22 protein-coding genes are annotated in these 21,150 nt (G+C 59.4%); 6 read left to right on the forward strand and 16 right to left on the reverse strand.

Going from position 1 to position 21,150, the window contains the following annotated elements; translation table 11 throughout:
* Positions 1 to 416: energy transducer TonB (locus BFP90_RS24435; RefSeq protein WP_065898175.1), on the forward strand; the 416-nt coding region annotated here is incomplete at its 5' end.
* Positions 417 to 419: 3 nt separating this feature from the next.
* Here BFP90_RS24435 and BFP90_RS24440 read toward each other — a convergent pair.
* The 7 genes from BFP90_RS24440 to ppc all read right to left on the reverse strand — a co-directional run bounded on the left by BFP90_RS24440 (position 420) and on the right by ppc (position 7,619).
* Entirely contained in the window at positions 420 to 1,100 is a 681-nt protein-coding gene (locus BFP90_RS24440) for an extensin-like domain-containing protein (RefSeq protein WP_065898176.1), read from the reverse strand.
* A 21-nt stretch (positions 1,101 to 1,121) separates the two neighbouring features.
* Entirely contained in the window at positions 1,122 to 1,949 is an 828-nt protein-coding gene (locus BFP90_RS24445) for an isocitrate lyase/PEP mutase family protein (protein WP_065898177.1), read from the reverse strand.
* 27 nt (positions 1,950 to 1,976) lie between these two features.
* Complete coding sequence (locus BFP90_RS24450; RefSeq protein WP_065898178.1) at positions 1,977 to 2,837, reverse strand: DUF72 domain-containing protein; 861 nt, start codon at positions 2,835 to 2,837, stop codon at positions 1,977 to 1,979.
* Positions 2,837 to 3,127 (reverse strand): hypothetical protein, encoded by a 291-nt coding sequence (locus tag BFP90_RS24455; RefSeq protein ID WP_065891953.1) that lies wholly within the window; start codon positions 3,125 to 3,127, stop codon positions 2,837 to 2,839. Before BFP90_RS24455 ends, BFP90_RS24450 begins: the two co-directional genes overlap by 1 nt.
* Before the next feature lie 160 nt (positions 3,128 to 3,287).
* A complete protein-coding gene (gene tsaB / locus BFP90_RS24460; protein WP_065886060.1) occupies positions 3,288 to 3,974 on the reverse strand; it encodes a tRNA (adenosine(37)-N6)-threonylcarbamoyltransferase complex dimerization subunit type 1 TsaB in 687 nt (228 codons plus the stop codon).
* 89 nt (positions 3,975 to 4,063) lie between these two features.
* The gene (adk, locus tag BFP90_RS24465; RefSeq protein ID WP_003172225.1) at positions 4,064 to 4,711 is read right to left on the reverse strand and encodes an adenylate kinase; all 648 of its coding nucleotides are present in this window, start codon (positions 4,709 to 4,711) and stop codon (positions 4,064 to 4,066) included.
* A 280-nt stretch (positions 4,712 to 4,991) separates the two neighbouring features.
* A complete protein-coding gene (gene ppc, locus BFP90_RS24470; RefSeq protein WP_065886059.1) occupies positions 4,992 to 7,619 on the reverse strand; it encodes a phosphoenolpyruvate carboxylase in 2,628 nt (875 codons plus the stop codon).
* Between the two features lie 163 nt (positions 7,620 to 7,782).
* On the opposite strand from ppc, the gene BFP90_RS24475 reads away from it, so the two are divergent.
* The 3 genes from BFP90_RS24475 to BFP90_RS24485 all read left to right on the forward strand — a co-directional run bounded on the left by BFP90_RS24475 (position 7,783) and on the right by BFP90_RS24485 (position 9,676).
* Positions 7,783 to 8,127 (forward strand): pilin assembly protein, encoded by a 345-nt coding sequence (locus BFP90_RS24475; RefSeq protein ID WP_065891951.1) that lies wholly within the window; start codon positions 7,783 to 7,785, stop codon positions 8,125 to 8,127.
* A gap of 281 nt (positions 8,128 to 8,408) precedes the next feature.
* Positions 8,409 to 8,834, forward strand: a complete 426-nt coding sequence (locus tag BFP90_RS24480) for a DUF4398 domain-containing protein (protein ID WP_065886057.1) — start codon at positions 8,409 to 8,411, stop codon at positions 8,832 to 8,834.
* A gap of 56 nt (positions 8,835 to 8,890) precedes the next feature.
* Entirely contained in the window at positions 8,891 to 9,676 is a 786-nt protein-coding gene (locus BFP90_RS24485; protein ID WP_065886056.1) for an OmpA family protein, read from the forward strand.
* 29 nt (positions 9,677 to 9,705) lie between these two features.
* On the opposite strand, the gene BFP90_RS24490 is transcribed toward BFP90_RS24485, so the two are convergent.
* From BFP90_RS24490 to prfB, 8 genes are all read right to left on the reverse strand, one after another.
* Positions 9,706 to 9,900: a hypothetical protein gene (locus BFP90_RS24490; RefSeq protein WP_065886055.1), complete on the reverse strand. Its 195-nt coding sequence runs from the start codon at positions 9,898 to 9,900 to the stop codon at positions 9,706 to 9,708.
* 311 nt (positions 9,901 to 10,211) lie between these two features.
* Positions 10,212 to 10,610 (reverse strand): type III secretion protein, encoded by a 399-nt coding sequence (locus BFP90_RS24495; RefSeq protein ID WP_122561479.1) that lies wholly within the window; start codon positions 10,608 to 10,610, stop codon positions 10,212 to 10,214.
* Between the two features lie 166 nt (positions 10,611 to 10,776).
* Entirely contained in the window at positions 10,777 to 11,103 is a 327-nt protein-coding gene (locus BFP90_RS24500; protein ID WP_065886054.1) for a hypothetical protein, read from the reverse strand.
* A complete protein-coding gene (locus BFP90_RS24505) occupies positions 11,100 to 12,005 on the reverse strand; it encodes an alpha/beta hydrolase (protein ID WP_065898179.1) in 906 nt (301 codons plus the stop codon). Before BFP90_RS24505 ends, BFP90_RS24500 begins: the two co-directional genes overlap by 4 nt.
* Before the next feature lie 66 nt (positions 12,006 to 12,071).
* Complete coding sequence (locus BFP90_RS24510) at positions 12,072 to 13,349, reverse strand: flavohemoglobin expression-modulating QEGLA motif protein (protein WP_065898180.1); 1,278 nt, start codon at positions 13,347 to 13,349, stop codon at positions 12,072 to 12,074.
* A 35-nt stretch (positions 13,350 to 13,384) separates the two neighbouring features.
* On the reverse strand, positions 13,385 to 14,101 hold the full coding sequence (locus BFP90_RS24515; protein WP_083203333.1) for a TetR/AcrR family transcriptional regulator: 717 nt from the start codon (positions 14,099 to 14,101) through the stop codon (positions 13,385 to 13,387).
* Between the two features lie 166 nt (positions 14,102 to 14,267).
* Positions 14,268 to 15,770, reverse strand: coding sequence for a lysine--tRNA ligase (gene lysS / locus BFP90_RS24520; RefSeq protein WP_065891949.1), 1,503 nt, complete (start codon positions 15,768 to 15,770; stop codon positions 14,268 to 14,270).
* A 61-nt stretch (positions 15,771 to 15,831) separates the two neighbouring features.
* A protein-coding gene (prfB, locus tag BFP90_RS24525; RefSeq protein ID WP_104501908.1) for a peptide chain release factor 2 occupies positions 15,832 to 16,927 on the reverse strand; the annotation gives its coding sequence in 2 pieces (ribosomal slippage) (positions 15,832 to 16,854 and positions 16,856 to 16,927; 1,095 coding nt in all).
* Positions 16,928 to 17,452: 525 nt separating this feature from the next.
* Here prfB and BFP90_RS24535 point away from each other — a divergent pair.
* Entirely contained in the window at positions 17,453 to 19,720 is a 2,268-nt protein-coding gene (locus BFP90_RS24535) for an S-type pyocin domain-containing protein (protein ID WP_065898181.1), read from the forward strand.
* A 1-nt stretch (position 19,721) separates the two neighbouring features.
* Positions 19,722 to 19,976 carry a bacteriocin immunity protein gene (locus BFP90_RS24540; RefSeq protein ID WP_065891947.1) on the forward strand — a complete coding sequence of 85 codons (255 nt, stop codon included), beginning with the start codon at positions 19,722 to 19,724 and terminating at the stop codon, positions 19,974 to 19,976.
* A 146-nt stretch (positions 19,977 to 20,122) separates the two neighbouring features.
* On the opposite strand, the gene BFP90_RS24545 is transcribed toward BFP90_RS24540, so the two are convergent.
* Positions 20,123 to 21,124 (reverse strand): response regulator, encoded by a 1,002-nt coding sequence (locus tag BFP90_RS24545; RefSeq protein WP_065891946.1) that lies wholly within the window; start codon positions 21,122 to 21,124, stop codon positions 20,123 to 20,125.
* Positions 21,125 to 21,150 lie beyond the last annotated feature (26 nt).

Raw genomic sequence — 21,150 nt, forward strand, 5'->3', positions numbered from 1 at the left:
GCGCCGACCTGCTGGCGCAGATCCTCACCCAGCGTGGGTGTGACGTGAAAGACACCGAAGTCGCTCCACCTGAGCCGCTGTTCCTGCCGATTGCCGAATTCGAGACCGAGCTGCTGCCACCCGCGCCTGCGCCGTTCCCTGACGAAGACATCATCGCCCAGCAACGCCAGCAGCATTTCGAAAGCGGCTGGGTACGGCCGATTGTCCTGAATGCGGGCCAACCCGTCGCTGAACCCGGCCCGGCGCCGCAGCCCCGCCCGCTGCATCTGCCGATTGCCGAGTTCGAGCTGGACTTGTTGCCACCGCCCGCGACCCCGTTCACCGAACAGGACCTGGTCGAACAACAGAAGGCCCTGGATTTCGACTACCACTGGGCGCGTCCGTTGATCGTCAACAACCTGCGCCTGGCCGCCTGACGCTTAGCGACACACCCACCAGCGTCCCATGTCCAGATGAAAATGGTTACGGTGTGCAGCGTTGTAGTCGGGGCTCAACACCCCGTTGAACGCGTTACACGCGCTGTCACGCACCTGACGCAGAAACCGTGCGTCAGCGTCGTCGCCCGGCCAATCCTTGAGCACACTGATACGGCGTCCATCGGCCAGGCGAAACCCGGCGATATCCAGGGCATTGGCCGAGGCGTGCTGACTGAGGCGGCCTTCGGCGCGGTTGTAGATATTGCGACAGGCAAAACTGCCCAGGTGATCGACCCGCGTCACCGCCTCGCCATAGATCGCCTGAGCCGCCGGCTGCAGGCTGTGCCGCTCGAACAACGCAAAGGCTACGGCCAACGGGCAACTGGCCAGAAAACTGCTGCTCAAGCCCACCTCCCCGCCCTGTACCCGCAATGTGTTGCGCAACGGGCAGGCGGCGCCGGGGGCTGAGTCCGCCTGGCGGGTCACCCGCAACCCCGAGGTTTTCAGCACTTGGTCGCACAGCAACGGATCATCCTGCAACCGCCCCAGCTTGTAGCGCGTCAACAGGTTCGGACTGGCGCGTACATCCAGCGGCGCCCAGGGGTTCCACTCGTCCGGCACCGGCACCCAGCCCCGCCATGCGCCCACCGCAACAGCGCCGCCGAGCACCAACAACGCGCCCATCCACCCGATCGACCGCACGGCTTAGCCCTTGAAGAATTGATTGGCCTGGTCGAACGGCATCTTGCGTTCGGTAAAGGTGAAGGTGCCCGATCCATAGACCTCCTGCGCCGCCCGATAAAACTCGCCATAGGCCGCCAGGGCCAGGGCCGAGCCCACGCTGATGCGCCGCACGCCCAGCTCGCTCAACTGCGCAACGCTGAGGTTCAAGCCACCGGACATCAACACGTTAACCGGCTTGGGCGCGACGGCCTTGACCACCGCCAACACCTCTTCGGCACTGCGCAGGCCCGGCGCATACAGCACATCGGCGCCCGCCTCGGCGTAGGCTTGCAGGCGGCGAATGGTGTCGGGCAAATCCAGGCGGCCATGCAGGAGGTTTTCTGCGCGCGCTGTCAGCGTGAAGGGAAAGGCCAGGCTGCGGGCAGCGGCAACGGCAGCCTCGACGCGCTCGACGGCCAGGTCGAAGGGGTAGATAGGGTCGGCGGCAACGCCCGTGGCGTCTTCGATGGAGCCACCGACGATACCGGTGGCGGCGGCTCGCAGAATGGTCTGGGCACAGCCTTCTGGAGTGTCGCTGAAACCGTTTTCCAAGTCGGCGGCGACCGGCAGCGCAGTCGCCCGGACGATGCTGCCGGCATTGCCCAGGGTGTCCTCCAGCGACAGCGCGCCTTCGGCATCCGGCCGCCCCAGGCTGAACGCAAAGCCCGCGCTGGTGGTGGCCAACGCTTCGAAGCCAAGGCTGGCAAGCATGATGGCGGAACCTGCGTCCCACGGGTTGGGCATCACAAAGGCACGATCACGTGTGTGCAGGGCTTTGAAGGTTTCGGCGCGAAGGGTTTGGGCATCCATGACGGGCTCCTGGCGGGGAAAAGAGCCCTAGAGTAACCCCAGTTGCTCCGCCACGGGTTCTCGATGCAAGGTCGCCAGCGGCGCAAGCCCCGGCAGACGTGCCATCAACTGGTCATGGAAACGCAAGGCCAATTGGGCGGCGAGGCGGTTGTCCGAGGTGTGCAGGAACATGTAGGGGGTGCGCCCCTCTTCGATCCAACGGGCGATCTTTTCGACCCAGGGCATCAGGAACGGATCGTTGGCTTCAAGTTCGGGGTGCCCGATAAAGCGCACTTGGGGACATTGAGTCAACGCCGCCGGGCGCGGTGGCACCCTGGGCTTTTTCGATTGGGCATGCAGGACGGCCGCCGAGGTGGAGGTGCAACTGAACAGCGCACGCGAATCGAGGCACACGCGCTCGACGCCACGATCACGCAACAGGCGGTTGAGCATGCGCTCGGCCTCGCCTTTGGCGAAGAACTCATCGTGACGCACTTCAACCGCCAGTGGACGGTCAATGCCATCGAGGAATCCGGCCAGCTCTCCGAGACGCTGCGGGGTAAAACCCTTCGACAGTTGCAGCCACAACGGCGACACACGCTCGCCGAGAGGGCTCATCAAGCCGATAAAGTTTTCCGCCGCCGGCAGTTGTTCGCGCAAGTCACCGGCATGGCTGATATCACCTGGGAATTTGGCGGTGAAGCGAAAGTCATCGGGCATGATGTCGGCCCAGCGCTGCACGGTTGCGGCCGAGGGTCGAGCATAAAAAGTGGTGTTGCCTTCAACGGCGTTGAAGACCTGGGAATAGAGGCCGAGGTAATCGTTGGCGCGTGCATCGGCGGGGTACAGGTACTCGCGCCAGGCGTTTTCACTCCAGGACGGGCAGCCGATGTAGTAAGGCAGGCGCATCAGATGTGGATATCGAGACCCAGCACTTCCATATCCCATTCGACAAAACCGGCGGTGGTCAGGTAGCTGGCCAGGGCCGTCGCGACGCTTTTGCTCATGGAGCGGGGGAAGACCATGTCTTGCTGACGGGCGGGAAGACCGCTGATGCGTGCTTGAGTGCCGGCCTGCGCGTCGGACTGGACTTCGATGAAGTCCGGCGAGTCCTCGACGGAATCGTCCACCGTCGCGTTAGCCTTGCGCGGCTTACGCTTGATCGGGTACGACTGTGAGGAAAAGCCATCAATACGCATGGACGCGAACTCGCTATCAATAGTGGCATTTTAGTGGCGCAATCCGTAACGCGCAAATGCTCTGGTGATAACTAGAACACATAATTGGTAAAAGGTTTAAAAACCGCTGCAAATTCTGACGATTGGCGAAATTTGCCTCAAAATGCCATCATTTTTGACGTCAAATAATCCCGCGTTCCGCCTTGGTTTGCGCAACCTTATCGCGCAAGTACACCGGCGCCGCCTGATCAGCGGCAATGGCCTCGCCACGCTCGAATGCAAAGCGCGCCAAGGTCAGCAAATCCTCTGCATGGGGCAGCATCGCAGGGTCCTGGCCGACCAGCTGAACGCCGATCCGCTCGCCATACCCCCAGCCGGTACCGGCGCCGAACCACTCACCGCTGGCATCTTGCGGCAACACCGATGACTCCGGTGCCTGCACGGCCTCAACGCCCACCAGGCGCATTTCACCGGCGCTCTCGCGATAGCACCCCCAATACACTTCATCCATCCGCGCATCGATCGCCGCCGCCACCTGGGAAGTACCGTGTTCACGCAGCGCACGTTGGGCCAGCACCGCGAGGTTGGACACCGGCAACACCGGACGCTCCAGCGCAAACGCCAGGCCCTGCACCACGCCAATGGCAATGCGCACGCCGGTAAACGCGCCGGGGCCACGGCCGAAAGCGATGGCATCCACGGCGGCCAGGCTGGTGCCGGCGTCTTCCAGCAGTTGCTTGATCATCGGCAACAGCTTCTGCGCGTGCAGGCGCGGGATCACCTCGTAGTGGCTGGTTACTTTGCCATCGTGCAGCAAGGCAACCGAGCAAGCTTCAGTCGCGGTGTCCAGGGCCAGCAGGGTGCTCATGGGTGTGGGTGTCCAAGTCGAAAAAAGTGCGCCAGTATAAACAACAACGGCCCGCAAGCGGGCCGTTGTCAATGCAGCCGATCAACGCATCAGCTCAGTGCTTGCAGCACCTTGGCTGTAATCGCCTCCACGGAGCCGACGCCAGGGATATGGCTGTACTTCGGCTTGCCCTGGGCAGCGGAGAGCTTCTGGTAGAAGTCCACCAGCGGCTTGGTCTGGGAATGGTAGACCGACAGGCGATGACGTACGGTTTCTTCGGTATCGTCCTTGCGCTGCACCAGGTCTTCACCGGTGACATCGTCCTTGCCTTCAACCTTCGGTGGGTTGTAGACGACGTGGTACACGCGGCCCGAGCCTTCGTGCACGCGACGACCGGCAATGCGCTGGACGATTTCTTCGTCCTCGACGGCGATTTCAACCACGGCGTCCAACTCGACACCGGCTTTGACCAGGGCTTCAGCCTGGGGAATGGTGCGCGGGAAGCCGTCAAACAGGAAACCGTTCTTGCAGTCTTCCTGGCTGATGCGTTCCTTGACCAGGTTGATGATCAGGTCATCGGAGACCAGGCCACCGCTGTCCATCACACTCTTGGCGATCAGGCCCAGCTCGGTGCCGGCCTTGACGGCCGCGCGCAGCATGTCGCCGGTGGAGATTTGTGGAATGCCGAATTTTTCAGTGATGAACTTTGCCTGAGTACCTTTACCGGCCCCGGGAGCTCCCAGCAGAATGACGCGCATCGATGTGCTCCTCAATTTTTTATAGAGATGACGCTCGGATTCGCCGCGTGGGGCCAATCTCGTAAAAATGTGGTTCCAGGCCGATCAAACGGCCAAAGGCTGATCAAGATACACAGCGGGCCCTTGCCACACAAGCCGCCCAAAGTAGGAGAAACCCGCGCCAGGCGTGCGTCGGCCAACGGGTTTGCCTGAGCGCAACCCCGCCCCTCAAACAACGACCGCCCTTTTCCGGGCGGTCGTCGCAGTTCATTCGCAAGCCGTTGAGAACACGCGAAAAACCTCAACCGGTGTTGCGCAAACCTGCGGCAATACCGGCTACGGACACCAGCAGCGCCTGTTCCAGAGGGCTGTCCTGCGCCGCTTCGCGTTGGCGCGAGCGGGCGAGCAATTCAGCCTGCAACAGATGCAGGGGGTCCAGGTAGGTGTTGCGCAGGCGGATGAACTCCAGGGTGTCCGGGCTGTGGGCCAACAGTTGCGACTGGCCGGTCAGGCCAAGCACCACCTCGCAGGCCTGCGACAATAGGTCGCGTAAATGCGCGCCCAATGGCAGCAAGTCAGGCTGCACCAGGCGCTCATCATAGAGCCGGGCGATATCGGCGTCGGCCTTGGCCAGCACCATTTCCAGCATATCGATGCGGGTGCGGAAGAACGGCCACTGTTCGCGCATCTGCCCAAGCAACTCACCCTCGCCGCGCTCCAGGGCCTTGCTCAATGCCGCTTCCCAGCCGAGCCAGGCGGGCAGCATCAAGCGGGTCTGGGTCCAGCCGAAGATCCATGGAATCGCGCGCAGGCTTTCAATACCGCCGGCACGCCGCTTGGCCGGGCGGCTGCCCAACGGCAAACGGCCCAGCTCCTGTTCCGGTGTGGACTGGCGGAAATACTCGACGAATTGCGGATTTTCCCGCACCACCGCGCGGTAGGCGCTGACGCCGTCGGCCGCCAATTCGTCCATCAAGTGACGCCAGGCCGGTTCCGGGGGCGGTGGTGGCAACAGCGTGGCTTCGAGCACTGCGGCCAGGTAGAGGTTGAGGTTCTGCTCGGCAATGTCCGGCAGGCCGAACTTGAAGCGGATCATCTCGCCTTGTTCGGTGGTGCGGAACCGCCCCGCCACCGAGCCCGGCGGCTGCGACAGAATCGCCGCATGCGCCGGGCCACCGCCACGGCCGACGGTGCCACCGCGACCGTGGAACAACAGCAACTCCACTTGCTGCTCACGGCAGATGTCCACCAAACGCTCCTGCGCCCGGTACTGCGCCCAGGCGGCGGCGGTGGTGCCGGCATCCTTGGCCGAGTCCGAATAGCCGATCATCACTTCCTGCGGGCCTTGCAACCGCGCGCGATAGCCCGGCAGCTGCAACAACCGCTCCATCACCGGCCCGGCGTTATCCAGGTCGGCCAGGGTCTCGAACAGCGGCACCACACGCATTGGCCGCTGCACGCCGGACTCTTTGAGCAGCAATTGCACCGCCAGCACATCCGAGGCGGCACCGGCCATGGAAATCACATAGGAGCCCAGCGATGCGGCCGGTGCAGCGGCGATTTCCCGACAGGTGTTCAAGACTTCCGCCGTGTCTGCCGACGGCTTGAAATAACCCGGCAGCAGCGGTCGACGATTGTCCAGTTCCTTGCTCAGGAAGTCGATGCGCGCTTCTTCGTCCCAGTCCTCATAACGTCCGAGGCCAAGGTAGTCGGTGATTTCAGTCATGGCCGACGCATGGCGAGTGGAGTCCTGGCGCACATCCAGGCGTACCAGGAACAGGCCAAAGGTCACGGCGCGGCGCAGGCAATCGAGCAACGGGCCATCGGCGATCACGCCCATGCCGCACTCATGCAGCGACTGATAGCACAGTTGCAGCGGACCGAGCAGGTCGCGATTGTCCTGCAACACCTGCTCCGGTGCCGCTGCGGTGCCATTCAACGAGGCATGGGCCCACTGGCGCGTGGCGCGCAGACGTTCGCGCAACTGCTTGAGCACCGCACGGTAGGGTTCGACGCTGTCTCCCGCCTGGGCCTGCAATGCCGCGCTGGCCTGTTGCATGGACAACTCGGAGGCGAGTTGATCGATATCGCGAAGATACAAATCCGCCGCCATCCAGCGCGCCAGCAACAGCACTTCACGGGTGACCGGCGCGGTGACGTTCGGGTTGCCGTCACGGTCGCCGCCCATCCACGAGGCAAATCGAATCGGCGCCGCCTCAAGCGGCAGGCGCAAGCCGGTTGCGGCATGCAAGGCCTGGTCGGCCTTGCGCAAATAATTCGGGATGGCCTGCCACAATGAATGCTCGATGACGGCAAAGCCCCATTTGGCCTCATCCACCGGCGTAGGCCGCACGCGACGGATTTCCTCGGTGTGCCAGGCCTCGGCGATCAAGCGTTGCAAACGTTCACGGATATGCTCGCGTTCGGCACGGGTAAGGTCACGGTGATCCTGCAGCGCCAGTTGGGCGGCGATCGCGTCGTACTTCTGGATCAGGGTGCGACGTGCGACTTCGGTGGGGTGGGCGGTGAGCACCAGTTCGATTTCCAGCCGCGCCAATTGGCGCGCCAGGGATTCATCGCTGTGCCCTTCACGCTGCAGACGGGCCAACAGTTCCGGCAACACGCGGGACTCGAAGGGCGCAGGTTGCGACTCATCGCGCCGGTGAATCAACTGGTACTGCTCGGCAATGTTGGCCAGGTTGAGGAACTGGTTGAAGGCCCGGGCTACGGGCAGCAGTTCGTCTTCCTGCAGTTGATTCAGGCTCGTGCTGAGTTCATCGCCCGCGCCGCGCCGGTCAGCCTTGGCGCCTTTACGGATCTGCTCGATCTTGTCGAGAAAATCACCGCCGTATTGCTCTGCAATGGTGTTGCCCAACAGTTCACCCAGCAGGTGAACATCCTCACGCAAGCGTGCATCGATATCACTCATCAGCCACTCTCCAGCCAGAAATCCGGGACGCGCAGGGGGTCCAGAGTGCCGTCGGCGCAGGTTTCTGACAAGACACTTTAAACCTTGCCGCTTCCCGCTAGTCTCAACATCAGGTCGCCGCGTTATGCACACCGGCGGCTGGACACTCATTATTGAGGTTGCCATGAAAATTCGAGACCTGCCCCAGCATTGGGAAGAGACCGCCAAGGGTCAACTGACCAAAACCGAATACGCCATTCATCTGGATGTGGAGGCCGCCGCGAGACTGGCCGCCCTGGCCGAGATGTACCCCAAGCGTCACGCCGAAGAACTGCTCGGCGAGCTGATCGGCGCCGCCCTTGAAGAATTGGAAGCCAGCTTTCCCTACGTCCAGGGGCAGCAGGTGATTGCCACCGATGAGGAAGGCGATCCTCTGTACGAAGACGTTGGGCCCACACCGCGATTTCTGACCCTGTCACGCCGCTATCTGCATGATTTGTCAGCCGGTAATGACGAACAGCAGCACTGATCACTGTTTTACCCACCCCAATTTAACCCCTGTATTCCGGGCCTTTCAGCGGCCCGGAGTACCGTTGTGCGTGGTGAAAGTTCCAATTTTCTAGAGCTGACCAATCAGTCAGATATTTTTTTAGGCAAATCGCCATCTTCGCTGAACTTTTGAAAAAAGCCTCCGGTCACAGCCAGTAAGCCATCACTTGGAACGCTCGTTTGAACTGGCGTCATGTGCTTTACCGCCGGGCCCGCAAACGAACACCAAGATGGATTTTGATGTTTTTCAGGAGCTACCCAATGGAGTTGAAGACGATGAAGACCAGCACTGCCAAATCCTCGTTTAACCACCTGCGCGGGCTTAAATTGGCCGCGCTGGCAATCGGCACCAGCTTCGTTCTGGCAGGTTGCGCCGGTAACCCGCCGACCGAGCAGTACGCAGTGACCCAGTCTGCGGTCAATAGCGCGGTCAGCGCCGGCGGCACCGAGTTCGCAGCCGTGGAAATGAAGTCGGCCCAGGACAAGCTCAAAGAAGCTGAAATCGCCATGCACGACAAGAACTACGACAAAGCCCGTATGTTGGCTGAACAAGCCGAGTGGGATGCTCGTGTCGCTGAGCGTAAGGCCCAGGCTGCCAAGGCCGAGCAAGCGGTGAAGGATTCCCAGAAAGCAGTTGATGAGTTGCGTAAGGAAGGCATGCGCCCAGCTGCTATCCAGCAGAAGTAAGCCGCTGCCCCTTGATTGCATCGCACCTGATATCGAATTGAAAGGACGACACGACTATGCGTAAACAATTGATGATCCCTGCCCTGTTGGCGATGAGCGTTGCCCTGGCAGCCTGCTCCACTCCGCCGAACGCGAACCTGGAAAACGCACGGACCAACTTCACGGCCCTGCAAACCAACCCGCAGGCGACCAAGCTCGCAGCCCTTGAAACCAAAGACGCCAGCGAGTGGCTGGACAAGGCAGACAAGGCCTACCGCGACAAGGAAGACGAGAAGAAAGTCGACCAACTGGCTTACCTGACCAACCAGCGTGTAGAAGTGGCGAAAGACACCATTTCCCTGCGTGAGTCCGAAGCCAAGCTGAAAAACGCTGGCGACGAACGTGCCCGCGCCCTGCTGGACGCCCGTGACGCGCAGATCAAGCAACTGCAAAACAGCTTGAACGCCAAGCAAACCGATCGCGGCACCCTGGTGACTTTCGGTGACGTGCTGTTTGCCACCAACAAGTCCGACCTGAAATCCAGCGGCCTGGTCAACATCACCAAGCTGGCTCAGTTCCTGCGCGACAACCCGGACCGTAAAGTGATCGTCGAAGGCTACACCGACAGCACCGGTTCCGACTCGTACAACCAGAGCCTGTCCGAGCGCCGCGCCGCTTCCGTACAGCGCGCACTGGCCCAGCAAGGCGTGGACATTTCGCGCATCGTGACCCAGGGTTACGGCAAGGAATACCCGGTTGCCGACAACGGCAGCGTCTCCGGCCGTGCGATGAACCGTCGCGTCGAAGTGACCATTTCCAACGACAACCAGCCAGTCAAGCCACGCTCGTCCGTTGCTAACTGATTGATTGAAGCGGCATAAAAAAACCCACCTTATGGTGGGTTTTTTTTCGGCTCGTCGAACTGTACGGTTCGACCGGTATCTTCAGCCGGCATTTGAATCTGCGGGCCCGCCTGCTTGTCTGCCTGGCTCTCAAGCCTGTTGCGGCGAGCAGCTTCCTGTTCAATCGCCACATGCTGCCTTGCCATGATCAGCATATTTTCCAGCACTGGAATCTTGAATTCCATCCTCGCCTCAAACCGTGTGAGTGACAACGCTTTGTGTGGTATCTGACGAAATAAGGTTCCAGGCATTCCTGCCCAGACCGACGACTGGCCATCCGATGCACGAAAAAAAACCGCCCCTGCAGGCTAATGCCGTTCAGTTAAGGCTTTTTGTAGGAGCGAGCTTGCTCGCGAAAAACCACAGGCGCCGCGTTCAACCAGGAAACACGCGTTATCGTTGACGTTTTTCGCGAGCAAGCTCGCTCCTACAGAGGGCGATGTACGCTTAACTGAACAGCATTAGCCCCTGCAGGCGGCTTTTCCATGAGGCTTGATCAGTTGCCGATTTGGCCTGAACCTTGATAGTCCGGCTGCTGGATCTGCCCCTGCCCCTGGCCCGCGCTCTGCCCACCGCTTTGGCCATCTTCGGCACCTTGACCGCCCTGGGCACCTGGAGCGCCCTGCGCACCGCCCGCCTTCTGCGCGAGCAACTTCTTCAGCAGCTCCTCCAATTCCTTGAGGGGATCTTCACCACCGGCACCACTATTTCCCTGGCTGCCTTGAGAACCTTTGGCTTTAATATCCTGGATCTGCTTTTGTACATCTTTAATCTGCTGGTCGAGGCCTTGCGAGCTTCCCTGGCCATTGCCAGCGCCGCCCACACCCCCCATGCCGCCCATGCCACCCATGCCACCCATGTTCCCGCCGCCCGAGATACCGTTGATTCCTGCCATAAATGCTAACTCCAACCTATGAATTAAGGGACCGATCAGCCTTGCCAATCAGTGAATAATCAGTGGTGGGTGAGTCAGGATGGTTCCGGCCTGTCGAGTGGCTGACATGCGTGAAATCAATAGTCTGTAAAGACTAGGGTGGTTTCCCACGGCTGGGAGGCAGAATTCACTGTTGCAGTTGCGGAGTTTCTTGCCCGATGCAACGCACTGCCTGTTTCTTGTTGTTCACCAGTACGCCGCTCAAGCCTTTCTGGTCGGTATCGAACATCACCAGCACACCGTCCACACACTGCGCCACTTGAGCGGCGGGGGTCAGTGAGACTTTGTAATCCTCCCCCGGCACGGTCTTGAGCATCGTGAATTCACTGAGCAGCAGCGCATCTTCCGGCTTGGCGAAGTGCAGGTAGCCGTAGTACCACAAACAGCCGACCGTACCGATGATGGTGCCGATCCCTGTGAGAATCAGCGGGATCATGTTGCGCTCTTCACTCATTGCGGGCTCTCTGATGGGTCAACCTTGGAAAGGGGGTAATTCGGTATTTCGCCCAGACGCCGCAGGCCGTTGAAATGCTGCGGGTCATCCAGGTAACGCAACATGACGGTTTGCCAGGTCTTGTCGGCAAACGTCTGCACATGCCCGCCTCGCGTCAGCTGCAGCACCCTGGGCGGCGGCGCCGCTTGGTACAGGCGTATGCCGTTGGACAAGGGCACGATCGGATCATCCAGGCTGTGAAACAGCAGTTTGGGAACGCCCTTGAGCTGGGGCATGGCGTTGATCGCGCTGTCGGCGTCAGGTACCAGCCAGGACAGAGGGACCTGAAACGGCCATGTTAACCAGGATGTGCTCAGGGCAAATTGTCCCACGTCACGATAACTGGCGGGCACACCGTCCAATACCAGGGCCTTGAGCCGGGACTGGCGCTCGGGGTGAGCCGCCAGATAATGCACCGCCAATGCGCCGCCCAGGCTTTGGCCAAGCACGACCAACGGCTGCCCCTGGGCTTCGGGCGCCTGATCCAGCCAACTGAAGGCTGCGTCCACGTCCTGGTAGATAGCCGGCAGTGACGGCTTGCCTTGCGAAAGCCCATAACCGCGATAGTCGAGCAACAGCACCTGGTAGCCCTGCTCCGGCAACCACCAACTGCCGCCCAGATGCCACGCCAGGTTGCCGCCGTTGCCGTGCAGGTGCAGCACCGTGCCTTTGAGGGGCACGCCAGGCTTGGCCGGCAGCCACCAGGCGTGCAGTTTCACGCCGTCGGCAGTGGTGAGGGTGACGTCGCGATACGCCAGGTGGGCTTTTTCCGGCGTGAACGGCAGGCCGGGCTCGGGGTAGAACAGCAGGGAGCTGCAGCCGTTCAATGTGAGTAGCAGGCACAGAATGCCGAGGATTCTCATCCGTTGAGCCTCGTGAGTGAGATGAAATGGGCGGACGTGGGAGATCCCAGGTGAGTCGACGTCCGGTCAAAGGATATTGGAATAGTCCGCCTCGATCCGGTCCAGGCTCAAATGGTTGAGGAAGTTGGAAAAGCACATCCAGGCCGCCAGTGCGTTCATGTCGCGAAACTGTTCGGGCAGGTACTTGGGCGGCACTACCAGGCCTTCGTCGACCAGTTGGCGCAAGGTGCGCATATCTTCGAGCGTGGTCTTGCCGCAGAACAACAACGGCACCTGTTCCAGCTTGCCCTTGCGCACGGCCAGCTGGATGTAGTTGTAGACCATGATAAAGCCCTTGAGGTAGGACAGGTCCTTGGTGAACGGCAGGCCGGTCGGCACCGAGCCACGGAACACTCGACTGGCGTTGCCGTAGCTTTCCGCCATTTCAAAACCCTGCTCGCGGAAGAACTCGAACACCTGCAGGAAGTCGGCGCCCTCCTCCACCATATGGATGGCGCGGGTGCGGTTGGTCAGTTTGCGCAGCCGGCTGGGGTAGGAGGCAAACGTGATGATCTCCATCAGGATCGCCAGGCCTTCCTGGGTCACGGTGGACGAGGGCGGCCCCTTGGACAGGAACGTGCAGATCGGCTGGTTCTGGCCATTGAGGGTGGTGCCCACATGCACCAGGCCTTCGTGCACTTCCAGGGCGCGCACGTCACGCTCGTTGAACATCGCGTCGGCGCGGATCTTGATGTAGTCGGCGCCCGCCGCTGCGTCGGCGACGATGCCATCGGACTCGAATACGCGGATGGTCTCCTCGGCCTCGCCGAATACCTTGTTCAAGCGGGTCTGCAGCAGGCTCACCGCATCCTTGGCGGTCAGGGTCTTGGCTTCGTCCTTGAGGTCGCCCCGGCCATCGATGTTGTTCAGGTAGTCCGAAAGCATCAACCCCAGGTCCGCCAGCGTCGGGTCGCCGGCGTGGAAGGCGTCGGAAGCGGCGCCGTAGAGTTCCTGGGAAATCAGGCCGAAGTCCTCGGTGCCACGGGCTTCGAGCATCCGCACGACCATGCGGTACTCCCGGCACATGCGGCGCATGATCTGCCCCACCGGGCTGAACTGGCCGAGGCGGCGGGTAATGTCGCGCTCGATGTTCTGGAACTCCAGCTTGACGGCGCTGGAATCGAACGACAACGGCCGGTTCAGGTAGTAATCGCGATCCACGGCGGGCATGGCCTTGCCCTTGGCCTTGAGAAAGCCCTGGCGAATGTTCTCGTCCCACTTCACCGCATCAAGGACGCGGATCGGTGTTTGCGCCAGCACAATGCGATCGGACAAGCTGCGTATCGTCTGCTGGTAATCGTCCACCCGGTGCTTCCTCTTTGAACGTGGCCTTTCTGGTATCAGACTGAAGCCAATACCAGGTGCATGTAACGCTTGAGTATCTCCAGCATTTCTTCACCGGTCAGCGGCTCTGCGCCGCCCAACAGGCCCTGATATTCCATCCGACTGATAATCGCCGTCAACACCTTGGCATCCTGCTGCGGCTCGCGGGAGCCCAAGACCTGGAAAAACTGCCCGGTGCCTTGCAGCAGGATCTGTTGGTGGGAGCGTACCAGTTCGGCAAGGCGCGGATTGAGCAAGGCTTCCTGGCGGAAGGCCTGCTCGGCCATCAGGTATTCGCGACGGTTGATCAGTTGGCGCTGCACATAGTCGGCGGTCAGTCGCGCAATGTCATCGGCCAGCTGCGAGCGCGACGCCGGACTGCCGTCGCCGTAAGCGACCATCTCGCGCAGCAGGCCTTCGTTGCGCACCCACAGCTTGCCCATGAACGCGGCGCTGCGTTCGACGTATTGGGCGAAGGTGTCGGTGAGCAGGTCATCGATATCCTTGAAGTAGTAAGTGGTGGCCGACAACGGCACGCCGGCCTCCGCCGCCACGGCCCGGTGCCGCACGGCACGTACGCCATCGCGTACCACGATGCGCATGGCCGCATCGAGAATGTCCTGCCGGCGCTGTTCACTGCCCCGGCGGCTGGCCTTGCGGCCTTGGTACTGGACGCTATCGGCCACGGCAGCGGCAACGCCGGCGGCGCCTTCTTGAGCCATTACGCGGTTCACCACATTTCCCTCTTCTAAGTGTGACGCGCAGCGTCACAGGATGCATTTCCACGCAGAGCGTGGGAACGAGCAACCGATCAACAAAACCTGGCGCTGTTTGTTTGACGCGAATTTACGCCACATAAAAAAGCCGCCTTATAAAAGGCGGCTTCGGATTTCGCTACGGTTACGCTTGTGGCCGCATGTGCGGGAACAAGATCACATCGCGGATCGACGGCGAGTTGGTCAACAGCATCACCAGCCGGTCGATGCCGATACCTTCACCGGCGGTGGGCGGCATGCCGTATTCCAGGGCCCTTACGAAGTCGGCATCGTAGTGCATGGCTTCGTCATCACCGGCGTCCTTGTCGGCCACCTGGGCCATGAAGCGCTCGGCCTGATCTTCCGCGTCGTTAAGCTCGGAATAGGCGTTGGCGATTTCACGGCCGCCAATGAACAATTCGAAACGGTCGGTAACGTTCGGGTTGTCGTCGTTACGACGCGCCAGCGGCGACACTTCGAACGGGTACTGGGTAATGAAGTGCGGCTGTTCCAGCTTGTGCTCCACCAACTCTTCGAAAATCATCACCTGCAACTTGCCCAGGCCTTCGAAGCCCAGCACTTTGGCGCCGGCCTTCTTGGCGATGGTGCGAGCCTTGTCGATGTCGTTCAGGTCGTCAGCGGTCAGCTCAGGGTTGTACTTGAGGATCGAGTCGAACACCGACAGACGCACGAACGGCTCGCCGAAGTGGAACACTTTGTCGCCATAAGGCACGTCAGTGCTGCCCAGCACCAGCTGCGCCAGTTCACGGAACAGTTCTTCGGTCAGGTCCATGTTGTCTTCGTAGTCGGCGTAGGCCTGGTAGAACTCCAACATGGTGAATTCAGGGTTGTGCCGAGTCGAGACGCCTTCGTTACGGAAGTTGCGGTTGATCTCGAACACCTTCTCGAAGCCGCCGACCACCAGGCGCTTGAGGTACAGCTCCGGCGCGATCCGCAGGAACATTGGCAGGTCCAGCGCATTGTGGTGGGTTTCGAACGGCTTGGCTGCGGCGCCACCGGGGATGGTCTGCAGCATCGGCGTTTCCACTTCCAGGAAGTCACGCTGGGCCAGGAAGCTGCGGATGTGGGCGATGACCTGCGAACGCACGCGGAAGGTCTGGCGCACGTCTTCGTTGACGATCAGGTCAACGTAGCGCTGGCGGTAGCGCTGCTCGGTGTCGGTCAGGCCGTGGTGCTTGTCCGGCAGCGGGCGCAGGGACTTGGTCAGCAGGCGCACGCTGGTCATCTCGACATACAGGTCGCCCTTGCCGGAACGGGCCAGGGTGCCCTCGGCTGCGATGATGTCGCCCATGTCCCAGGTTTTCACCGAGGCCAGGGTTTCTTCGGAAAGGGTCTTGCGGTTGACGTAGACCTGGATGCGCCCGGTCATGTCCTGGATCACCATGAACGAGCCACGGTTGAGCATGATGCGACCCGCCACCTTGACCGGGATCGCCGCTTCTGCCAGCTCTTCCTTGGTCTTGTCCGCGTACTCTTTCTGCAGGGCATCGCAGTAGTTGTCGCGGCGGAAGTCGTTGGGGAAGGCGTTACCCTTGGCGCGCTCGGCAGCAAGCTTTTCCTTGCGCAGGGCGATCAGGGAGTTTTCTTCCTGTTGCAGGGCTTGCGGGTCGAGTTGTTGGTCGCTCATGTCTTAAATTTTCCATCAGGTTCGTTGTCCCCGGCCAGTGGCCGGGGATCGCCTACAATCTTTACAGCCCCGATTTCAGGCTGGCTTCCAGGTATTCGTCGATATCGCCGTCGAGCACCTTGTCGCAGTCGCTGCGCTCGATGTTGGTGCGCAAATCCTTGATCCGCGACGCATCGAGCACGTAGGAACGGATCTGGTGCCCCCAGCCGATGTCCGACTTGGTGTCTTCCAGCGCCTGGGACGCGGCGTTGCGCTTCTGCATTTCCTGCTCGTACAACTTGGCCCGCAGCATTTTCATGGCGGTGTCCTTGTTGGCGTGCTGGGAGCGCTCGTTCTGGCAGCTGACCACGGTGTTGGTCGGTACGTGGGTGATACGCACGGCCGAGTCGGTGGTGTTTACGTGCTGGCCACCGGCACCGGAGGAACGGTAGGTGTCGATGCGCAGGTCGGCCGGGTTGATCTCGATTTCCACCTTGTCGTCGATCTCCGGGGAGACGAACACCGCCGAGAAGGACGTATGGCGACGGTTGCCGGAGTCGAACGGGCTCTTGCGCACCAGGCGGTGCACGCCGATCTCGGTACGCAACCAGCCAAAGGCGTATTCACCCTTGATGTGCACGGTCGCGCCCTTGATACCGGCCACTTCGCCGGCGGACAGCTCCATGATGGTCGCGTCGAAACCGCGCTTGTCGGCCCAGCGCAGGTACATGCGCAGCAGGATGTTGGCCCAGTCCTGGGCCTCGGTGCCGCCGGAACCGGCCTGGATATCCAGGTAGGCGTTGTTCGGGTCCATTTCGTGGCTGAACATGCGACGAAATTCAAGCTTGGCGAGGTTTTCCTCGAGACGGGCCAGCTCGGCGACAACATCGCCCACGGCGCTTTCGTCATCTTCCTCGACGGCCATGTCCAGCAGGTCACGGCAGTCGGCCAGGCCGGTGTTCAGTTCGTCGAGCGTGTCGACGATCTGCGCCAGCGCAGCGCGCTCGCGCCCCAGTTCCTGGGCGTACTCAGGTTTGTTCCAGACACTCGGATCTTCAAGCTCGCGATTGACTTCGGTCAGACGCTCATGCTTTTGATCGTAGTCAAAGATACCCCCGAATAGTTTCGGAGCGCTCGGACAGGTCCTTGATGGTGTTAAGGATCGGGTTGATTTCCATGGCGGGCAGCACTCGTTGGCGAACTTTTGAAAGCCGGCGAGTATAACGGCAAACGCCTGGAAACGGCAGTCCACCCGGCCGAAAAGGCCAAGGTTTGTACACAATCCCAAGACCGATGAAGAGCCCCCTCCCACGGGTTGGCGATACCCCGCGTTAGAAAACCAGCACTACTACTAGCCAAAACTACTAGCCAAAACTGACCGTTCATCTGTTTATACAAATATTCTGAAAATCAAAATTAGGGACTGCTTGGAAGACCACAAACCAGCCCACTTCAACAAAAACAAACAATTAGGTTTCTTTCAAAATTATCCTAAGACTTGAACTGCAAACATACAGGAATACAAACACACCAGTTTCAGAACCGTCTTACAAAGCCTCCTACAGACATCAAGTCAAACCAAAACGCCATCAGTTTTTAATTCCGCCCCTCTCAAATAAGTTTGATCAAAGCAACTGAGATTTTTCTTCAGGACGAACAAACTTTCGAACCCGATCACGCTTACATACGGACGGAGAGACCCCATGGCACAACAAGGGTGGCAGCCAGGACAACCGTTACAACTCAAACCGACAATAATTACCGCCGGGAGACGAAATACTTATTGGGGTGGTGAAGGTGGAGGCTACGTAGGAAGTGGAGATGGGTGGGGCCTTCAAGAGGGGCCACGTCGAGGCGAAGGAGACCGTAGCCGCTTCAAGCATTTTGACTTCCCTAGCACCACCGCCGATTTCATTGGAGAGCAAAAGTACAACCAATCCTTGATTGACGCAGAGTACAGTGCACGGTTTGCGACGCTCGCCGCTGAAACTGAACGCGAACTCGCAGAAAAACAGCAAGCAGCGAAACTTTCACAGCCACTCACAGAAAGTGCCTCAGCCATTATCGATCAAAAAATCACATTTGAAATAATCGACGCAAAAAAAACCAAATACACACGTACTGCACCACTCATTTATGGGCTCTATGATCAAAGCCCTTTTTACCTGATGGAAAACCTAACCTATACAAAGCTACGTGAAACACTTGCCTCTTCTGACCCGATAACAAATCTGGGCGGCGCGTACGCACTTTACGACAACGTATGGAGGGCCGCACAGGAACTCAAGGCTCTCTCGCTCTCCATAGATATTCTGACTAAAAAACTTTCAGGGCTGGCAAAGACCAGGCAAGCGCTGGAGACCCACTTAGCCGAACATGATCCCGCCTGGACGAATTTACACATTGAGTATCTGAAGACCATTGCAGATGAATTGGACATTCACGTGCAGTTGCTGCCGGAATACCTGCAGGTGGAACTCGCTTCTCTTGCCGGTTCGGTCGTTGGATTGACACCCGACCAAACCCTCATGCTTTACAAAACCACGCTGGACAAAATGATCGAAGAAACGATGGCTGCGATCAAACCTATTGATCCACCGTTAGCCATAAACCAGAACGGGTTGATCATTTACTACGCCGCAGCCAACCCACTGGTTACACCGCCATTGAGCAAACCTGAGCTTGAAGGGCTGAAACAACTTATTTATCTGCAGCAGAACACCACGCTTGGCGTGAAATGGCTCAGTCATCATGATTTTGTGCTCAAGTCAGAGTCCGCGAGGTATCTGGCCAATGCCTCCAATGCAATCAGTGACCTCGCAGAACGTGCGCAGCAGGTAGCAACGGCGCAGGCGCGTATTGAAGCGGTACGAGTAGCCAATACCTATCGCCTGTCGGGCCCCGCTTCTGCGACTCAAGCGGTAGTCATGACCTCAGTTGGGACTATCGCTACAGCGGAAGGGATTACTGTCACGCTGCAAGCCGCCATTCGTGCAGCCGTGGCCGCATTGACGGAGTTGGTTGCCAGTACCTCCAGTGGCTTAATGGTAGGTGTTTCAGCTCTGATCTATTCCCCAAAACTCGCGAATGGAGAGCTTCCAGAGCGTTATGCGCTTGGCACACCGGTCTCAACCTTCGTAGCAGACCTTAACGAGTCAACGATAACCTCGGCAGTCAACGGCACAATTGACCTTCCGGTTCGCATGAGCTCGAAGACGGCTGCGGATGGGCGCTCACAAGTATTCGTGGTCAACGCCGACGGTACAAGCGTGCCTTCCAAGGTCAAGGTGGTTGCTGCGACCTATGATCCAGCGCAGAAGGTGTACACCGTTACTACGGGTGACGCTCCACCAAAATTCTTGATCTGGACACCTGTCGTCGTCCCTGGGAATAGCTCAACAACACTGCCCGCTAATCAGTCTGAGCCGTCCATTTATATTGGTGCTACGGTCACTCCGGTTGAAGGCAGAATTGATTCGTTTCCAGGAGTCAGTGAGGCGAGCTTTGATGACTTCATAACAGTCTTCCCTATAGATTCAGGACTACCTCCGCTCTACATAATGTTCAGGGATCGGCGGGAAGATCCCGGAATTGTGACAGGTGGCGGGCAAGCTGTAACGGGTTCTTGGCTAGGAGCGGCCTCACAAGGTGAAGGTGCCCCTATACCATCGCAAATTGCCGATAACTTAAGAGGCCAGGAATTTAAAAATTTCAGAGCGTTTCGCGAAGCCTTCTGGAAATCGATTGCGAACGACTCGGAACTGGCGAATCAGTTCAACCGTCAAAACCTACTAAGAATACTTAACGGCAAAGCCCCATATACGAGCAAACTTGAGCATGCAGGAAAATCTGGTAAATTCGAGCTCCACCATAAGATATTCATCTCCAAAGGCGGAGAAGTTTTCGACATAGACAACATCTACATAGTCACTCCAAAACTCCACAAACAAATTCATGGCAAAGGTGATTAGGATGAAAACTTCAATTTCCGAGTACACAGAAACCGAATTTTTAGAATTCGTAATTTCCCTTTGTGACGCGAGTGCTCGTACTGAGGAAGAAGATGACGAAATGCTATTAGAGTTCACGCGCCTTACAGAACATCCTGACGGATCAGATCTCGTCTACTATCCAAGAGCTGACAGAGAAGACAGCCCGGCGGGCATTGTAGAAGAAGTTAAACAGTGGCGTGTGGCTAATGGCAAGCCTGGATTTAAAATAGAATAATCTCTCTGCTACCTCCTGCCATCGACTCTACATAGATGGCGGGCTTCTTCGTCCAACCACGTTCATGTGCACTTAATTTGGATGAATACCAAGCTCACAATGTGGGAGGGAAGCCCCTCCCACATTTAATGGGTTACAGTCTGAACTCACTCGATGCCGACTTGATTACGCCCATTATGCTTGGCCATATACAGTCCCTTGTCCGCCGCCATGATCAACTGCCGGCAATCGGTGCCCTGTACGGGTGTCAACGTCGACAGGCCAATGCTGATGGTCAGGCTCGAACCTTCCGCCGGCGCGATATGCGGGATTTTCAGGGCGGCCACCGCCATGCGCAGTTTTTCCGCCACCAGCCGCGCACCGCCCGGCGAGGTGTTGGGCAGCACCAGCGCGAACTCTTCGCCGCCATAGCGTGCCGGCAGGTCCGAGGGACGGCTGCTGGCTTCGCGGATGGTATTGGCGACTTTGCGCAAGGCCTCGTCACCCTCGACGTGGCCAAAACTGTCGTTGTAGGTCTTGAAGAAGTCCACATCGATCATCAGCAAGGAGAGCTGGGTCTGGTCGCGCATGGCTCGGCGCCATTCCAGTTCCAGGTATTCGTCGAAGTGGCGCCGATTGGACAGCCCGGTCAGGCCATCGGAGTTCATCAGCCGTTGCAGCACCAGGTTGGTGTCCAGCAACTGTTGCTGGCTGACCCGCAGCGCACGGTAAGCCGCGTCGCGCTGCAACAGGGTCATGTAGGAGCGCGAGTGATAGCGAATGCGCGCCACCAGTTCGATATTGTCCGGCAGCTTGACCAGGTAATCGTTGGCCCCGGCCGCAAACGCTGCGCTCTTGATCAGCGGGTCTTCCTTGGTGGAAAGCACGATGATCGGGATATTCGCCGTGGCCGGGTGATTGCGATACTCGCGCACCAGGGTCAAGCCGTCGAGGCCGGGCATGACCAGGTCCTGCAGGATCACGGTCGGCTTGATGCGAATTGCCTGCGCGATCGCCTGGTGCGGGTCGGCGCAAAAGTGGAAATCGATGTTTTCTTCATGGGCCAGGCCGCGCCGCACAGCTTCGCCGATCATGGCCTGGTCGTCGACCAGCAGCACCATGGCGGCGTTTTCGTCGGTCTTGAAGTCGTCAAGTTGTAGATCATTCATGTGCGGTCACCTGAATTACGCCTGCA

Origin of the sequence: Pseudomonas sp. 24 E 13 (assembly GCF_900004715.1) — a bacterium.
In the GTDB taxonomy this organism is placed as follows: domain Bacteria; phylum Pseudomonadota; class Gammaproteobacteria; order Pseudomonadales; family Pseudomonadaceae; genus Aquipseudomonas; species Aquipseudomonas orientalis_A.

Excerpts from the sequence above, each read along its gene's own strand:
- BFP90_RS24440 (WP_065898176.1), bottom strand. The coding sequence starts at position 1,100 with ATGGGCGCGTTGTTGGTGCTCGGCGGCGCTGTTGCGGTGGGCGCATGG.
- BFP90_RS24445 (WP_065898177.1), bottom strand. The coding sequence starts at position 1,949 with ATGGATGCCCAAACCCTTCGCGCCGAAACCTTCAAAGCCCTGCACACA.
- BFP90_RS24450 (WP_065898178.1), bottom strand. The coding sequence starts at position 2,837 with ATGCGCCTGCCTTACTACATCGGCTGCCCGTCCTGGAGTGAAAACGCC.
- BFP90_RS24455 (WP_065891953.1), bottom strand. The coding sequence starts at position 3,127 with ATGCGTATTGATGGCTTTTCCTCACAGTCGTACCCGATCAAGCGTAAG.
- tsaB (WP_065886060.1), bottom strand. The coding sequence starts at position 3,974 with ATGAGCACCCTGCTGGCCCTGGACACCGCGACTGAAGCTTGCTCGGTT.
- adk (WP_003172225.1), bottom strand. The coding sequence starts at position 4,711 with ATGCGCGTCATTCTGCTGGGAGCTCCCGGGGCCGGTAAAGGTACTCAG.
- ppc (WP_065886059.1), bottom strand. The coding sequence starts at position 7,619 with ATGAGTGATATCGATGCACGCTTGCGTGAGGATGTTCACCTGCTGGGT.
- BFP90_RS24475 (WP_065891951.1), top strand. The coding sequence starts at position 7,783 with ATGAAAATTCGAGACCTGCCCCAGCATTGGGAAGAGACCGCCAAGGGT.
- BFP90_RS24480 (WP_065886057.1), top strand. The coding sequence starts at position 8,409 with ATGGAGTTGAAGACGATGAAGACCAGCACTGCCAAATCCTCGTTTAAC.
- BFP90_RS24485 (WP_065886056.1), top strand. The coding sequence starts at position 8,891 with ATGCGTAAACAATTGATGATCCCTGCCCTGTTGGCGATGAGCGTTGCC.
- BFP90_RS24490 (WP_065886055.1), bottom strand. The coding sequence starts at position 9,900 with ATGGAATTCAAGATTCCAGTGCTGGAAAATATGCTGATCATGGCAAGG.
- BFP90_RS24495 (WP_122561479.1), bottom strand. The coding sequence starts at position 10,610 with ATGGCAGGAATCAACGGTATCTCGGGCGGCGGGAACATGGGTGGCATG.
- BFP90_RS24500 (WP_065886054.1), bottom strand. The coding sequence starts at position 11,103 with ATGAGTGAAGAGCGCAACATGATCCCGCTGATTCTCACAGGGATCGGC.
- BFP90_RS24505 (WP_065898179.1), bottom strand. The coding sequence starts at position 12,005 with ATGAGAATCCTCGGCATTCTGTGCCTGCTACTCACATTGAACGGCTGC.
- lysS (WP_065891949.1), bottom strand. The coding sequence starts at position 15,770 with ATGAGCGACCAACAACTCGACCCGCAAGCCCTGCAACAGGAAGAAAAC.
- BFP90_RS24535 (WP_065898181.1), top strand. The coding sequence starts at position 17,453 with ATGGCACAACAAGGGTGGCAGCCAGGACAACCGTTACAACTCAAACCG.
- BFP90_RS24540 (WP_065891947.1), top strand. The coding sequence starts at position 19,722 with ATGAAAACTTCAATTTCCGAGTACACAGAAACCGAATTTTTAGAATTC.
- BFP90_RS24545 (WP_065891946.1), bottom strand. The coding sequence starts at position 21,124 with ATGAATGATCTACAACTTGACGACTTCAAGACCGACGAAAACGCCGCC.